This window comes from Haloglomus irregulare, from assembly GCF_007421925.1.
Classification (GTDB): domain Archaea; phylum Halobacteriota; class Halobacteria; order Halobacteriales; family Haloarculaceae; genus Haloglomus; species Haloglomus irregulare.
The window spans coordinates 1-15,508 of the sequence record NZ_QMDX01000018.1 but is presented as its reverse complement, the minus strand read 5'-3'; the positions used below and the strand labels follow the sequence as shown (position 1 = coordinate 15,508).

General features: G+C 66.9%; 12 protein-coding genes. 6 read left to right on the top strand and 6 right to left on the bottom strand.

Features of this window, described 5'->3' with window-relative positions; all coding sequences use genetic code 11:
- The first annotated feature begins 180 nt into the window (after window positions 1-180).
- The 4 genes from DP107_RS17215 (at window position 181) to DP107_RS17200 (ending at window position 3,837) form a co-directional block, all read left to right on the top strand.
- A complete protein-coding gene (locus DP107_RS17215) occupies window positions 181-1,053 on the top strand; it encodes a polysaccharide deacetylase family protein (RefSeq protein WP_144263357.1) in 873 nt (290 codons plus the stop codon).
- A gap of 3 nt (window positions 1,054-1,056) precedes the next feature.
- Entirely contained in the window at window positions 1,057-2,352 is a 1,296-nt protein-coding gene (locus DP107_RS17210; RefSeq protein WP_238330928.1) for an amidase, read from the top strand.
- A complete protein-coding gene (locus tag DP107_RS17205; RefSeq protein ID WP_144263355.1) occupies window positions 2,349-3,125 on the top strand; it encodes a class I SAM-dependent methyltransferase in 777 nt (258 codons plus the stop codon). The genes DP107_RS17210 and DP107_RS17205 overlap by 4 nt, the downstream gene beginning before the upstream one ends.
- 448 nt (window positions 3,126-3,573) lie before the next feature.
- Window positions 3,574-3,837, top strand: a complete 264-nt coding sequence (locus DP107_RS17200) for a hypothetical protein (RefSeq protein WP_144263354.1) — start codon at window positions 3,574-3,576, stop codon at window positions 3,835-3,837.
- 282 nt (window positions 3,838-4,119) lie between these two features.
- Here DP107_RS17200 and DP107_RS17195 read toward each other — a convergent pair whose 3' ends face one another.
- Complete coding sequence (locus DP107_RS17195; protein ID WP_144263353.1) at window positions 4,120-4,851, bottom strand: enoyl-CoA hydratase/isomerase family protein; 732 nt, start codon at window positions 4,849-4,851, stop codon at window positions 4,120-4,122.
- A 102-nt stretch (window positions 4,852-4,953) separates the two neighbouring features.
- Here DP107_RS17195 and DP107_RS17190 point away from each other — a divergent pair, with 102 nt between their 5' ends.
- Both DP107_RS17190 and DP107_RS17185 read left to right on the top strand, forming a co-directional pair.
- On the top strand, window positions 4,954-6,204 hold the full coding sequence (locus DP107_RS17190; RefSeq protein WP_144263352.1) for an HAD family hydrolase: 1,251 nt from the start codon (window positions 4,954-4,956) through the stop codon (window positions 6,202-6,204).
- A gap of 261 nt (window positions 6,205-6,465) precedes the next feature.
- Window positions 6,466-6,669, top strand: coding sequence for a hypothetical protein (locus tag DP107_RS17185; protein ID WP_144263351.1), 204 nt, complete (start codon window positions 6,466-6,468; stop codon window positions 6,667-6,669).
- A gap of 645 nt (window positions 6,670-7,314) precedes the next feature.
- Here the strand turns inward: DP107_RS17185 and DP107_RS17180 are convergent.
- From DP107_RS17180 to DP107_RS17160, 5 genes are all read right to left on the bottom strand, one after another.
- On the bottom strand, window positions 7,315-8,169 hold the full coding sequence (locus tag DP107_RS17180; RefSeq protein ID WP_185977373.1) for a CPBP family intramembrane glutamic endopeptidase: 855 nt from the start codon (window positions 8,167-8,169) through the stop codon (window positions 7,315-7,317).
- Between the two features lie 463 nt (window positions 8,170-8,632).
- On the bottom strand, window positions 8,633-9,490 hold the full coding sequence (locus DP107_RS17175; protein WP_144263349.1) for a CPBP family intramembrane glutamic endopeptidase: 858 nt from the start codon (window positions 9,488-9,490) through the stop codon (window positions 8,633-8,635).
- Between the two features lie 1,363 nt (window positions 9,491-10,853).
- Entirely contained in the window at window positions 10,854-12,335 is a 1,482-nt protein-coding gene (locus DP107_RS17170) for a lipopolysaccharide biosynthesis protein (protein WP_144263348.1), read from the bottom strand.
- Window positions 12,336-13,134: 799 nt separating this feature from the next.
- Complete coding sequence (locus DP107_RS17165) at window positions 13,135-13,548, bottom strand: universal stress protein (protein WP_144263347.1); 414 nt, start codon at window positions 13,546-13,548, stop codon at window positions 13,135-13,137.
- 596 nt (window positions 13,549-14,144) lie between these two features.
- Window positions 14,145-14,531 carry a DsrE family protein gene (locus tag DP107_RS17160; RefSeq protein ID WP_144263346.1) on the bottom strand — a complete coding sequence of 129 codons (387 nt, stop codon included), beginning with the start codon at window positions 14,529-14,531 and terminating at the stop codon, window positions 14,145-14,147.
- Between the last annotated feature and the right edge of the window lie 977 nt (window positions 14,532-15,508).

Sequence of the window (15,508 nt, the reverse complement as noted above, 5' to 3'; positions counted from 1 at the left end):
TGCCCCGGTAGCAGCGGCGGTCGATCCCCCTCGAGTGCCGTCCCCGGGCCCCTGCTGGAAGCACGAGCGACGGGTCCGCCGGAGAACCGCTGCCGGACGGCTGGCGACACGACGGGCGCGAAACCGCGGTCCTGTCCGCCCCGGGGTAAGCATTAATCGCGGCTCTGTCGTAGTAGTGGTATGCGTGATCAGTCCCGGTACGACTACACCCCGGTGACGGAGCGGGAGTACGACCTCCCGAACGACGTGAACGTCGCCGTGTGGGTGGCCCCGAACGTCGAGTACTTCAAGATCGACGTGCCGTCGACGGCGATTTACCCCGATGCCGCCGAGTTCCAGCCCGACGTACTCAACCACGGGTGGCGGGATTACGGTGCGCGCGTCGGGATCTGGCGACTGCTCGACGTGCTGGCCGAGCACGACATCACCCCGACCGTCTCGCTGAACGCCGAGGTCTGTGACCGCCAGCCGGCGGTGGTCGATGGACTGGTCGAGGCCGGCGCCGAGTTCATCTGCCACGGGCAGTCCAACTCGCAGTTGCACGTCGGGATGGAACGGGAGGAGGAGCGGGCAGTTATCGAGGCCGCCCGCGACCGCATCGGGGACGCGACTGGGACCGACCCCCGTGGCTGGCTCGCCCCGGCCCTCGCCGAGAGCTACAACACCCCGGACATCCTCGCGGAACTCGGGTTCGACTACCTCTGTGACTGGTGTAACGACGACCAGCCGTACGAGTTCGACGTCGCCGACGGGGAGCTGCTCTCGGTGCCGTACTCGCTGGAACTCAACGACTTCGAGGCGTTCCTGGAGTTCGGCTACACCCCCGCGCAGTTCGGGCAGATCATCAGGGACCAGTTCGACGTGCTCTACGAGGAGGGTGCAGAGCCGGGCAACGGGAAGGTGCTCTGTCTCGCGCTCCACCCGTTCCTGACCGGTCAGCCGTTCCGCCGGAAGTATCTCGACGACGCCCTGGGGTACATCACCGACCACGACGACGTGTGGCTGACCACCGGCGGCGAGCTGGCCGACCACTACATCGAGCACTACCGATAAATGGTGCCGGAGCTCGTCCAGCCGACCTCGCTCGCCGAGACCGCACGTCGGTGCCGGGACGGCGACCGCGCTGTCGGGGCGGAACTCGCGGACCGGCTCGATCGGCTCGACACCGTCGAGCCCGAGGTCGAGGCGTTCGTCTCCGAGGGCGGCCGCCGTGAGCGGATGCTATCGGCAGCGGAGCGGCTCCCGGAGGCCCCACCGCCCGAGCGGCCGCCGCTGTACGGTGTCCCGGTCGGTGTCAAGGACGTGTTCCGCGTCGATGGGCTCCCGACGGGAGCCGGGTCGGGTCTGCCGGCGGCGGCACTGGCCGGCCCCGAGGCGGCCGTCATCGAGCGCCTGCGCGCCGCGGGTGCGGTCGTCCTCGGCAAGACCGTCACGACCGAGTTCGCGTACTTCCACCCGGGACCGACCCGGAACCCACACGATACGGCCCACACGCCGGGCGGGTCCTCGAGCGGGAGCGCCGCAGCGGTCGCCGCCGGTGAGGTCCCGGTCGCGCTGGGGACACAGACCGCCGGCTCGACGATCCGACCGGCCGCGTTCTGTGGCGTCGTCGGGATGAAACCGTCATACGGCCGTATCCTCACCGACGGTCTCCTGCCGCTCGCGCCCTCGCTCGACCACGTGGGCCTGTTCACGGCGGCCGTCGACGACATGCGGCTCGCGGCGTCGGTCTGCTGCGACGAGTGGCGGGCCATCGATGCCCCGAACGACCCGGTCCTGGCCGTCCCGGACGGTCCGTATCTCGAACAGGCCGAGCAGGCGGGCCTGACGGGGTTCGAGCGGGCCGTCGACGCCCTCGAGGCTGCCGGCTACGGGGTGCGCCGGGTCGACGCACTCGAGGATGTCGAGACCGTCAACGACCGGCACACGACGCTGCTTGCGGGGGAGGCCGCGCTCGTCCACCACGACTGGTACACCGCCCACGCCGACGCGTACCACGGGACCACGGTGGACCTGGTCGAGCGCGGTCGTGGGGTGTCCACGGAGGCGCTGGCGACCGCCCGGGCCTCGCGGGTCGCACTGCGCGAGCGCCTGACCGAGCGGTTGACCGCGGCTGGCGCGGACTGCTGGCTTGCGCCGGCCGCACCCGGGCCGGCACCCGAGGGGCTCGAGAGCACCGGCGACGTGGCGATGAACCTGCCCTGGACCCACGCGGGACTGCCGGTCGTCTCGCTACCCGCGGGAGCGGTCGACGGACTCCCGCTCGGGGTGCAGATCGTCGGCCGGTTCGGGGCCGACGAGTACCTGCTCGACCGGTGTGCGGGGCTCGAGGAGGTAGTCGCCGCGATATGACCGACGGGTCACCGGCGGCGGCGTTCGCCCGACTGGCCGACGTGGACGACGGGGAGGCGGACATCTACACCACGCTCGCGCCCCTGTACAGGATCATGTACACCGCCCGCGGTCGGATCGACGGGCAACTCGCGACGGTTCGCGAGCACGCACCGGCGGACGCGGGGACGGTCCTCGAACTCGGCTGTGGGACCGGCGACCTCCTCGGCGCGCTCGGGGAGCGGTACGAGTTCGCGGTCGGCGCGGACCCCAGCCCGGCGATGTGTCGGTTGGCCGCCCGGCACGGCCCCGTCTGTCGGGCCGACGCCCGCGGGGTCGCGCCCCGGCGTGTCGATCTGGTCGTCGTCGTCGGAGCGGTGCTCGGGCATCTCCGGCCGGACGACGAGACTCGGGCGGCGCTCGATCATATCCGGGAGACCCTTCGGCCCGGCGGTCGGGTCGTCGGTACCGTTCACGACCGGCGCGCGCTCGACGGGCCACGGGAGCGGTCCCTGTCGCGGACGGTCGACGGCTACGAGCTCACACAGACGGACGAACAGCGGCCGACCGGCGGCGGCGAGTTCGACTGGCGGGTGGCGTTCACGATGACGGCCCCATCGGGCGAACGGCGCCGGGCGTCGACGACGACGACCCTGCGGGCCTTCGAACCGGCGGCGCTCGAGCAGTGGTTCACCGAGGCGGGACTGAGCGTGGTCGAGACGCATCCACGGACGTACGTGGACGGGGACGGTGAGGACGGCCGGGCGTTCGTGATCGTCGCCGAGCGGTGCTGAACGGCGTACGGGCGTGTCGACGACGGACGACGTCGGCCAGACACACGTTTCGGCCGCTCACACTCGTCGGTCCGGAGGACCGCCGCCGAGGCCCCTGTTGGGAGGCGTCCGTCTGGATCGGGTCAGGGCTCGAACGGGGAGCCCGTGTCCCGATGCAGCGGGGCGATCTCGTCACCATGCCGGCTCGGCACACAGGCGGGATAGCGTCGGCTGGGAACATGGAGCGTGATGCCCACCGGGAGCAGTGTCACCGCCGTCCCTGGGGTACGAACGGTCATGGCGTTCCTCCTGTACGGCCTGTTCATCGCCGGGGGCTGGTCGCCGTTCCTCCTCGCCGACCGGTTTCGGAAGCTGTTCGCGGCACTGGGGCGCGTGGACTGGCGACGCACGTCTCTCCTGACCGTTCCACTCCCCGCGGTCGTCTGGGGGCTCGTACTCGGCGGGTCACGTGATCGACGTTCAGGCGGCGGGCAACACCTCACTGCTCTATCCGGCCGGCCGCTACGCGATCGCCGTCGCCACGCTCGTGGCGCTGGTCCTGTGGCCGCTGGTGCTCGTGGTCCTCTCTCCTCGGAGTGGTATCGACTGGGGCCCCGCCGACTACTCGCCGGCGACGGTCGCCCTCGTGACCGGCGGTGTCGGCTGGTATCTGTCGTTCCCCGTCGTTCCGATGGACGCGCTATCGGTCTTCACCGGGGTCGGGGGGCGATAACCGCCGGACGGTGAGATCCTTGTCGCCGACATCGCACGGTACAGCGCGTACCGGGACGGGAGCCGCCCCGTCGGCAAGGGGCATACCCACGACGACCCGGATGGGAGCAGCGGGGTCGCCCTCGAGGTCAGTGGCGGCGAGCTGCCCCGGTCGCTCTCCCACTCCCGGCGGACGCGCCCCGTCATCGGGGCGGCCGCACGGAGCGGTTGCCGACCGAACGGGCAACGGAGCCACGGCGATATCCGGCTTGGACAGGGCGTCCCCGCATCCGGACGCGAGCATTCACTCCGCCAGGAACGCCCGGGCCGCGTCGAGACACGCCGGCTCCTCGGCGATGGTGTCGAACCCCTCGACGACGCGCTCGCGCTCCCCGGCAGCCGCGGTCGCGGCGTGGACGTAGCGTTTGGCGAGGGCGACCGCCGGGGCGGGTGACTCGTGGATGGCGTCGACGTAGGTGGCGACCGCTCGGTCCAGCTCCCCGGCGGGGACGACGCGGTTGAGCAGGCCCCAGTCCAGCGCCGTCCCGGCCTCGACCGGCTCCCCGGTCAGGACGAGCTCCAGCAGGCGCTTCTTACCGCAGGTCTCCGCGGCTCGCGCGACGGCGTACGGCGGGTAGGCGCCGATGCGCGTCTCCGGGAGCGCGAACGTCGACCCCTCGGTGGCGACCGCGAGGTCGGCGGCCGCGACGAGTTCGAACCCGCCGCCGTAGGCGATGCCGTCGACGGCCGCGACGACGGGAATCGAGAGCCGTTCGGCGCCGAACAGCGCCTCGTACAGCCGCGTCGCCAGCGCCTCCGGGTCGGTCCCGTCCCCCAGCGTCGCGAGCGAGGCGATGTCGTCCCCGGCGCAGAACGCGTCGCCCGCGCCGTGGAGGACGAGAACGCGGGCCTCCCGCTCGGCCCGGTCGAACGCCGCGGCCAGCGCGTCCAGCCCGTCCATCGTGAGCGCGTTCTTCTTCTCGGGCCGGTCGAGCGTGACGTGGGCGACAGTGTCCCGCAGGTCGTAGCGGAGCATAGCGGCCGGTGGTGGCGCGGCGAGAAAGGCCTTGGCCGCGGTGTGCAACCCGGGGTGGGTTCCGGGCGCGGAGTAAAGGGACTGGGCACCGTCGGGCTCGGCATGGAGCGTTACGACCAGCTGTATCGGCTCTACGACGAGTACGACACCGCGACGCTGCGGGACTACCAGGAGTTCGTCGACCTGTTCCCGCCGGTCGACAGCCGGGTGGCGCTGGACCACTGGCAGAACGCCCGGGAGGACCTGGACGAGCGCCGCGACGAGATCCGCGAGGCGTTCCCCCAGGGCGGCGAGACCTACGCCGCGCTGGCCGCACTGGCGACCCGGGAGCAGGCGTTCACCGCGCTCGACCTCTACACCGAATACGGCCGCGGCGTGAACGTGCTCGTGCTGGACGTCGACGAGACGCTGCGCTCGGCCGGCAACACGGACAACGAGATCCCACGCGAGACGCTGCATCTCCTCACCCGCTTCCACGAGGAGGGGATGCCCATCGTCATCTGCACGGGCCAGACCCTGGAGAACGTCAAGGGTTTTCTCATCCAGGGGTTGGGCAACGGCGTCGTCCACGCCGGCGACGTGAGCATCGTTTACGAGGCCGGGACCGGCGTGTTCACGCCCGGCCACGGCGCCGACACCAAGCAGTTGCTGTACGAGGACCTCGGCGACGACATCCAGGCGGTGTTCAGCCGCGTCCGGTCGCGGGTCCTCCCGGACGCCCCGGAGTCGCTGCGTCGGGGCTGTCACCTCCAGGGCAACGAGTTCAACGTCACGCTCAAGCCCAACTTCGAGACCGGGAGCGGGCGGGCCCACAACATCATCGAGGGCGGGCTGGTCTACCTCATGGACCTACTGGAGGAGAGCGTCGGGACCGTCCTCGACGACGTCGACGACCCGACGGCACGGGGCTACGCCCGGGCGTTCTACGCCGCGGGGGACCCCGAGATCCGCGGTGTCCTCGAGGCGACCGGCGAGCAGCCGGACACGGACGCCGATGACGTCCCCGACGCGTTCGCGGCGCTGTTCGAACGCATCGACGTGGCCTACTACGAGGCCGACGCCGCCGAGATCGGCTCGCTGGAGCTGAACAAGGTCGTCGGCGTCGAGGCCGCGCTGGACGTGCTCGGCGTCGACGACCCGTTCGCGCTGGTGATGGGCGACTCCAAGTCCGACCTCCGCGTGATGCGGTGGGCCGCCGAGAACGACGCCGGCATCGGCGCCGCCCCCGACCACGCCTCGCCGGACGTGCTCGACCACGTCCTCGCGACGGACGAACTCGTCTTCGACCGCGGCGACGCCGCCGGGCTCCTGCGGATGGCGTACGCGCTCCGGCGGCTCTCGGACCTGGGCTGAGCGGTCACCCAGTCCCAGGGTCGCGGGCCATCCGCGGGAACTCATCGGGGGGGGACGGGCACCGCGGCGGGGACACGCCAACGAGCTATCGAACTGACGGTGCGGAACGGCTCCGTCGGAAGCCCGCTCGGACCGAGCGGAGGAGCGTGCCGAATGCAGGGGAGGGGCGCAGCAGGGGGACGTGTCGGGATCAGTGTTTCCGAGCATGAAGCCGTGGCCTCACTCGTTTATCCGTCGGTGACAACCCCCGATGTGAGACCGATGAGCGAACCTCATTGTCCAGCATGTGATGCCCGAATGGAGAGGACGAACGTGACCGCCGAAGGGGTCGGAGACCTCTACGTTGAAACCGGGAGGGACGGTGGTGTGCTCGACCGTCTCGGCGTCGGCCATCAGACCCCGCTCCATGCGTTCCTCTGTCCAGGGTGTGGGATGACGCAGCTGTATGCCGATCTCTCGGAGTAACTCACGGGGATAGTCTGCGGACGTTCCGGCGACACGCGCCCCGTATTCGGCGGCGATCCGGTGGAAGCCGGAGATCCGAGGCTGCCTGCGAGGTTCAGCGGTTGGGTTCGACGCTTCCGCCTCGCCTGTCAGGCATCCCGTGAGCGCTCTCGATTCCCCCGTACGTTGCGATGCTGACGCCGTAGATGAACGTCCCTGTACTGAACAACACGATACTGACGATGGCGTAGGGATGCGACGGTGGGAGCGTTCCGGGGACGCGTCCGGCGAGCCACCCGGATCCGAGGGTCCGAGCGAACCGGTCGAGCCACGGATCGCCGTCAGCCACTGCGACCGAGCCCGTCGCTTGAACACCGCTGGCTGCGCCGGACTGTCGTCTCCCACTCGTACCGGGCGGTTCACACGAAGGCATGGACGTCCCGGTGACGGGTCAGGTCGCCAGGTGGTGTGACTTCCCTCCGCCCCGTTCAGCCCGGGGGCGTACATCCGTCCGGTTCGCGCTCCGTATGCAGCGGACGGGTCGGACCGTGTTCGATGGCCATCAGGTCCGGACTGCCGAGTACAGCGCACGGATTCAGCAACGGCCTCGCGGTCCGGAATCGTCGGGTGAGGCGGGAGTGCGGTGACGCCCCCACGGGCACCGGGTTACTCGAGACCATCGAGCGACATCTCGGGGATTTCGCCCCGTGTCACTCGCACCCAGAGCAGAACCGCCGCGACGAGTATCCCGGCTGGTAGGAGTAGGGTAACGACGAGCTCGGGGCCGAGGTCGAACGGTCTGGTAAGCCGGAAGGCCGCGGGGTAGCCGCTGTCAGGCTGCCCGAAGACGACCGTCGCCCAGAGGTTCGTCGAGAGATGGATTCCGACTGGAAGGGCGAGGCTGTCGGTGAGTACGTACGCGAGGCCGAAGTACAGCCCCCCGACGACCGCCTGTAACACAACGACCGGAGTCGAGAGTCCCGCGGCCCCGGCGTTCAGATGGATCGACCCGAACAGGAGTGCTGACACGACGACCGCGCTACCCGTCGCAGCCACCCGCGAGATACCACGGGAGGAGAGGCCGACCACGAACTCACGGACCAGAACGCCCCTGAACAGTAGGTCCTCCCCCAGTGCGACGATAGAGAACGCGACGACTGTCGCCCCGAGCGCGATGATGATGGTCACAGGGTCGTCGAAGACCCCCGTGGACCAGCGATCGACGATCGTGCCCACCCCGGTGCCAAGGATCGCAGCCGTCGAGACCGCTTGGAACAGAATGCCGACGACGATCCCACCGAGCAGATCACCGAGCCATCTCCGGTTCATCCTGAGTCCATAGGCGGCGGGGCTGGTATCGAAGGTCCGAGCCAGGACGAACACCACTGCCCCGACACTGCAGAGCGTGGGGACCTGGTCCGGGAGGTTGGTCAGCACGTTCGGTGTCGGGACCTCCCCGAGTGCCAGCCCGATGCCCAGCAGTATCGCGAAGTACACGACGAACGCGACGGTGGCTCGCATAGCAGCCCCAACCGTGGACGGATCCGCTCCGATGCGCGTGAGGGGGTTCATCGTAGTCCAGTGTTCGTGAGACGGGCTCGTTTCGGGACCCGCTCCTCCTGGCCGCGCGATAGCGTGTCTGACAGTCCCGTCCCGCTCGGACGACCCCTGACTGTGGCCCGGCTCGCGTCGTACAGACACGGCCGCTGGACCCGACTATGGCCCGAGTGGTTCTGCGTCCCGTGCTCGGGGGGTGCTACAGGCCGGCTGTGCGCCGGGCGAGACGGGGAGGGGTCGCGTTCAGACGGGCACCGTACTGCAGGCTCGTCGCCCGCTATTGACACCTCGTCCGAGGCGATGTGCGAGCGCATGGACCGAGAGACCCCGGTTCCGTCGGACGCGACGCTCTTCGGTGATCTACCGGGCGAGGCCGGCAACGATGCGCCGGAGAGCGTGACGGGTCGGTTTGGTCCCATCATGAGTCCTAGTCAGCACGGGTTCCACGTCGTGACAGATGCTCACTGAGCTGGCCAGGAACGCCGGGCAGAGAGCCATCTCGCGTCAACGTCCGTGCCCCAGCGTACAGTGCTATGACCGACGCACAGAGCAGATAGAACATGACATCTCCCGACAGGATGCCGAACACAGCGGGCATGTCGCCGGTGACGGTCCCGAACATCGGCATGTTGTGTGAGGCGTGGGCGACCATCACGACGGGCAACGCTCCGCCCGTGTTGTTGTACAGCCAGCCAAGGACGACCGATAGGGCGACCACGTTCAGGACGTATTCGTGGAAGACGGCGAAGTTGCCGGCTCCAGCGAGTAGCATCGGGATATGCCAGAGGGCCCACAGGATGCCGATCGCCACACTCGCGTGGAGCGCACTGAACCGTCGCTGGAGACGGGGTTGCAGGAAGCCACGCCACGCTAACTCCTCCAGTGCGCCGGCGATGAACAACGTGATCGCGAAGTTGAGAACGTACATCATGGGCGGAGCTGCCGGGGCCGTTCCGTCGCCGCCAAGGAGCATCGCGACGATGTTCTCGAACTCCGTCCCGAGTATCATGATGCCGATGCCGGCGAGATACCAGTGGGGGCCGACCCGCAGGTTGCGAAGCTGTCCGAGCCAGTCCCGCAAACTCTCGTCGAGCAGCCAGACGGTCACTCCTGCGCTGATCATCGGGGTCCATGCATAGGGAATCGCCGCTACTCCCGGGATGGTGGACCCGAACACCGCGTAGAGAGCCGCAGTGGCGAACCCGGAACAGAGGATCAACACGGTCAGGAAGGTTCCGATGGGGCTATCCGACGCCCGTCGGCTGAGTGCGGCGACGCGACTCATCGGGGACCGCCCACGTGACGCGGGCCGAGGGGATCGACGGGGTCAGCTATCCCGAGTTCAGTGCGCTCCGCGCGTCTGACCGCACAGTTCGGCCGAGGGGGCCTTGCGGTGGCACGCATATCAGTGTGGACGGCACGGATCCTACTGAATGTGGATGCGAACAGTACAGACCGCTCCGTTGCCCCGGCTCTAGAAGTACAGACAGGCCACGAACGAGCGGTCAGCCTCAGCATCGCGTTCCACCCCCTACCGAAGAGCGGTACCCGACTCCCCCCGGTAGACGTCCCGGTTGTAGGGAACGATTCCCCCTCTCCGGATGGAACGGTGGATCCCGGCTGGACGAATCGTGTTCGTCCGTCTACGGGGCTGAGACGGTAGACTGTCGGTGATACGCGAACCCTCCGTACCGGTCATACGGCTGGAACGTTGGTCGTCCTGGCACGAGCCTGTCGGGGTGTACCGGCGATACAGCGGCATCCGGCCGGCCGTCTCGGAATCGTCGGGACGGGGTCAGGAATCGCTCGGAGAGGACTCGACACCGGCCGGCCTGACCGGTCGGAGGTGTTCCGGCCCGGCCTCCGCGAGGCGGCACCGGAGTACCCCGCCGTGGCTCGCGAGGCGATCCGGAACCGGAGCGCCCCTGACATTCGTTGTCGAGGGGCGACGACCGAATATCTCGCTGACTCCACGCTCAGTTCGGCCAAGCCCTCCACACTGGCCTCCCGTGCGGGTGTGGTCACCGGGTGGCCAGAACGTCTCCAGAGCTGATCCGCTAGCGTAGTCTGGCACTCGTCAGCATCCGAGCCAGGAGTCATCCCGCAGGTGCGGTATTCACGACGCTCACCGCTCTCCCCTGCTGTCTTCCTCCCGCAAGAACACAGGAGCTCACATCGGCGTTTGAGTTTACCTATGTTCGGACTGGTATGAATGCTCGATACGACCGCTCACGACACAGGGTCACGGCTGCCAGCGCCGCAGCTCGCGGCTTCGCCGGGGGGAACGTCTCCAGTCGGATGGTCGTCCCCCGGATAACCCGTTGAGAACGTCATCAGGGGAGCGGACTGACGGCTGAAAGAATGCACCGCCCCCCTCGGGAGGTGGGCTCGGGGGCGGGCTGCCTCTGCGAAGGCAGTATTCGCTATCTTGTCGGCGTCGTACAGGGTGGTGTGGGACCGTTAGCACGGACCTCGGCTACCGGCTGGGATGTCTGCTATCGCTGCGTCCGAGCAGGGGGCAATATCGATCAGGGTTCAACGGTACTCCGTCCGGGCTGTTGAGCTGTGTGAGCGGCTCGACAGTATCCTCTGACGCCACGACCCGGGCGCCGATGTCGTAGTATGAACGGGAGTCTACCCGGGAGGAATCAGGACAGCAGTGTTCCGAGTGCGGCTCTGTCCACTGACCGCAACAGGAACCGCCGTCCGATCAGCAGGTAGATCAGGACGCTGAGAGCAGTCAGGAGGACACTCACCGTAACTCCGGCAGTTGACTTACTCAGCGTAATGCCGTATGCGAATGGGGCCGTCAGCACTATCGCGTAGACCTGTTCGCGACTGAAAGGAACGAGTCCGTCACGAACGTACAGGAGCAGGAGTTCGGTCGCGTTGTTCAGAACCAGTGACAGTAGATACGCAACGCCAAGTCCCAGCGGCCCGAACTGGAGGGTGAGGACGATCATCAGCGGGAGCGCGATACCGGCATTAACTATCTGTAGGAGGAGGCTCGCACGCTCGTTGTCCGTCATCAGCAGTAACAGCCCGACGCTCCCGAAGACCGTCGCAACATACTGCGCGCCAAGCACCAGGCGAAGTACGGGCGTCTGCCGGACGTACGCCTCGTTGAACACTGCGAGCAGGTCCGGCGCGTACGCGAATCCGAGCACGAATACTGGCGTCGTCACGACGGTCGCCAGCCGGCTCGTCTGCCGGTAAAGCTGCTTGAGTGTCTGCGTCCGTGTCTCATCGTACAGTGTCGCGGCTATCGGCGGCAGAATCACGTTGATACCGCTCAGTGGCCACCTGACGACGAGACCGATAACTACTGAGAGACTGAACGCACCGGCAGCCACCGGTGAGAGATACAGCGCCATCACGACAAACACTGCCCGCCGCTGAACGAGTTCCAACACCGCGACCCCGGTCGTACTCGCCGAATAGTTCAGGAAGTCTCGAACCACCGACCGGTATAGACGGACCGATCCGACACCGACCGATGTGTGGGATATCAGTAGAAAGGCACTAGCTGCCGTCAACGCGAGAGCCACAGCGACGATGCTGACCCACGTGCTGAACAGCGACTGCCGGCCGATAACGACGGCGAACACGACCCCGGCCAGCAGCGCTAGCGGGGTGAAGATCCGCGACACTAACATCGCGAACCTGACCCGGCGGAGCGCTCGGAACATGTCCCTGATATCCCGCAGCAGCAGGAACGGCAACAGACCAACCGCGAACAGCACGATGACGCGCTGATGTCGTGGCTGCAGAAGCGTCGCGTCGATGATTGGTCTCCGGAATACAATGATCAGCGCCGCCACGACGGCCCATACGAGTACGAACCCGACGCTACCGACAGTTAGTAGCGTCCGCCGCGCTGCCGTCGACACTCGAGGCACTGTTCGAGTGTACCCGTCACCGAGACCGGCGACCAGATTTCGAGAGATGGTTTCCCCCCTGGTGAACACTGAGAAGAACCCGTACGCTGCCCCACCGGATACTGTCGTTACGACGTATGCCAGGACGGTCAGAAGGACGCGTTCGGTGCTGAACGCCGCGATACCGACCGAGGACTTCCGTACGACTTCCGCAAGGTACCCATCGTCGCTCTCTTTCGATGGGCCGGTCATCGTGACAGCGGATACATCTATGCGATCTAAGGGCCTCAGATACTTAGATGGCGTTGAGCGCTGGCGACCGCCGGCGCTCCCCCCTCGCAGGGTTGTCTATCGGATTCAGCCGGGAGTGGGTGTCGGTCCAGTATGGTCGGATTTTCGGCTACCGAAACCCGTCGAGGGGGCATGCCGAGAGGTCGCGGTGAAAGCGCCGGTTCGGCACTGTTGCGCGGCATTGGGGGTCGCGGCGAAGGTCAAAGAGGGAGAGGAGCCGATCGAGTGTTCTTTCCAGTGTAGACGACCACTCGGAGCGCGTGCTTCCGATCGGGGGAGGCAACTCACTGCACTCCACGTTGGCTGCTGAACGAGCCCCAGGTTTGCGTACCGAAGTACGTGCCATGCACATGCGAGTGCTGTCAACGGCGCGCGGACGGGGATACTGACCGCGTGGGGAGGGTAGCTGAACTCCCTGACGCGGTCCTGACTGATACCGTGTCAGGGGTGGCTGAAGACGTCGGATCGCGCGGGGAGGTGCTGAAGCTCCGGCAACACCCCCGGAGTCAGATGCTGAGTTGATCTACGACCCCCGCTAGCGAACTGGTCGATCCCTACTGGCGGTTCGGACCAGTCGGAGGCGCTCGGCCGATTCCTCATGACACGCGTCGCGCGGTGGAGGCGTTCCGGAACCGGTACGGGGTCACGGCGCAGTATCTGAACCGAGTGCAGATCGGACGGCTCAGGACCCCCGTCATCAGTTGGGACCCCGGCGGGCGCCGGCAGCCCCCGCCGCAGTAGCGGGGGCGTGGGGGTTGTATCAATCCGCAGCGCTCTCCGGAACGATAGTTACGGGTACCGCTGACTCCTCGGCGACGACGAAACCGGTATGACCGTCACGGAGTTCTGCCAGTTGCGTCTTCGAGCGATGACCGATCACGACGTGTTCCACGCTGACGTCCTCGGTGATCTCGATGAGCTGCTTACCGATCGCCGTTCCCGAACGGATTCCACTCCGGCTCAGTTGCTCGAATGTGACCTCGGCTCTGACGGGGGAATCGGAGAGAAACGACTGGACCCTATCACGGAAGTCATGGTCCTTTCCGGTAGTAACTTCGTTAGCTGTGACGTGGGCGACTGTTAGTTCCTGAGATAGCCCTTCCGCCAGTCGCACCGCCACCGAGAGGACCGATTCGAAACGGTCATCGTCCCCAACGGCAACCAGTATACTCATACATATCATACGGGTCTACTCCGGATAATCGTTTCTCAGGCCCTCCGAATCGACACGACGACAGGGGTCACCACATCGGGAGAACTGCGCCGGATCTACCATGCCGTTCATCACGACTATCTCGAGATTTGATGCTGCGAATCGAACAAAAGCCCGTGATAGCGGGTGCGAACGCGTGGGGAACACGGAGCGTGGCTTCAGCAGAGCGGTACAGGCAGTCCTCATATACGGATCATAAACCCCTGTAGTTTTGAGCAGTTCGAACTCCCGTGCAGGACATGCGCCCCGCGTTCAGCGGCGACCCGGTGAGACACCGGAGACCGGCCGGAGACGGCCTGCGAGATACAGAGGGCGAGTGCATCGACCGTCCGAGTCGGGTTCACGGATTCTCGAGTGGAGCAGCCGTTGCGACGAACGCCCGAGTCACGGACAGCAGTGCATCGCGGTGGATGATCCTCGGACTCCGGTGCCGGACCCGGGTCGAGTCGGAGTGGCCCTGAGGAACACTCGGTCGAGTGCCGCGCCACCGCTCCCGCCGATATCGCGGGCTGCGAGGGGTGTGTCGCTGACCGACTGGGGCCGGCGTGTCCCTCGGCTTAGCCGACGTTGATGAGTTGGTAGTCCTGCTCGACGAGCGCGGCGACATCTGGACCATGGTGATCGCCGGGGCCGCTCGCCCCCTCGACGGCCCCACCGTCCAGTGCGATTCCGGCCGCCTCGATACTGTCGTCGATCTCGAAGAACGACGCACAGTAGCCACAGGCGCCGGCGATGAGCCCCCGTTCCTTTGCCTCCTGGTAGTACTCGTGCACCACGCCGTCGGGGTCGTCCTCCGCCTCCGGTATCCACTGGGTGGCCTGCCCGTCGAAGTAGACGACGACATCGTGGCCCGCCTCGTCGAGGTTGCGGGCGTACTCGAGGTTGTTGGCGACCGGTCCCGGGTTCCCGGGTGGCGAGTTGACGAGGAACGCGAACTTCGACATCGGTACGTGTTGACACGCACCGGGGCGATTTCAAACCCGGGGTGACGGCAACAGGCCGGGTCGCGAACTGACGCACGGGGAGTCACGTCGAGGCGGGCCCCGGCCGTACCCGACAGGTCCGGGTCGAGCGTCACGCGGCCGGCGCCGGCAGCCCTCCGCCGCAGTAGCGGAACGTGTGAATCCATGCCAAACATTCAATATACTCTGCCCAAAGTGGGAGCCAAATGTCCACGTGGGTTCTCCAACTCATGGCAGACGGCGGCAGTGCGGAGGCGGAGACCAAGCATCACGAATGTCGCAACTGCGGGGAGAACCTGTCCCCGGACGTCGACGAGTGCCCGACCTGTGGGGGCGAAATGGCTGTATACACGTTCTAACTGGCTCGGGGGGCCTGCGGCCGGACGGGAGTGCCGCGTTGAACACGGGAGACCGAGTCCAGCACGATAGGTGGGCTTCGGAGGAGTACGACTGGGACCGACACGGGCGTGGTAGGCAGGGCGTGTGGAGAAAGGGGGGACAGGTGATGACCGTAGAGAGCTAGCTTTCAGTTCGTGATACGGTCACGGAGTGAAAGCCATGAGCTAGTACCAGTCGCTTCATGAAACAGCTGTGCCATCGTATAGCATGGTATCTATTCCGTTCTGGTCGGGTGGTCCCATCCCCTGGGTGAGTTGTGGCGCGACTCGCCGACCCGGTGTAGGAGTTGTGAATCTGCCGTCATGGTGTGTAGCTGACCGCCGTTCGCGACCTCCGGCTACTCACCAGAATGCCCCATCTGCGAGGTGAAATCGCCGACCAGCAAAAACTGCGTCAGGAAACTGGTAGAAACGCCACCGCCAGGACAGCGCCGCCGCTCAGGAGTCGGCTCTCACGACCCGTCTCAACGGCCGGCAGGTCGAGCCCCCGCCCCATTCGCTTCGTGAGCGTGAGGAACTCCGGCGCCCTCACGAGCGGCGCGTGGTCGGGGTCGTCCCGGA

Coding starts and splice junctions, on each gene's coding strand:
- DP107_RS17185 (WP_144263351.1), top strand. CDS start 6,466: ATGAGCGAACCTCATTGTCCAGCATGTGATGCCCGAATGGAGAGGACG.
- DP107_RS17160 (WP_144263346.1), bottom strand. CDS start 14,531: ATGTCGAAGTTCGCGTTCCTCGTCAACTCGCCACCCGGGAACCCGGGA.
- DP107_RS17175 (WP_144263349.1), bottom strand. CDS start 9,490: ATGAGTCGCGTCGCCGCACTCAGCCGACGGGCGTCGGATAGCCCCATC.
- DP107_RS17180 (WP_185977373.1), bottom strand. CDS start 8,169: ATGCGAGCCACCGTCGCGTTCGTCGTGTACTTCGCGATACTGCTGGGC.
- DP107_RS17195 (WP_144263353.1), bottom strand. CDS start 4,851: ATGCTCCGCTACGACCTGCGGGACACTGTCGCCCACGTCACGCTCGAC.
- DP107_RS17215 (WP_144263357.1), top strand. CDS start 181: ATGCGTGATCAGTCCCGGTACGACTACACCCCGGTGACGGAGCGGGAG.
- DP107_RS17190 (WP_144263352.1), top strand. CDS start 4,954: ATGGAGCGTTACGACCAGCTGTATCGGCTCTACGACGAGTACGACACC.
- DP107_RS17205 (WP_144263355.1), top strand. CDS start 2,349: ATGACCGACGGGTCACCGGCGGCGGCGTTCGCCCGACTGGCCGACGTG.
- DP107_RS17165 (WP_144263347.1), bottom strand. CDS start 13,548: ATGAGTATACTGGTTGCCGTTGGGGACGATGACCGTTTCGAATCGGTC.
- DP107_RS17170 (WP_144263348.1), bottom strand. CDS start 12,335: ATGACCGGCCCATCGAAAGAGAGCGACGATGGGTACCTTGCGGAAGTC.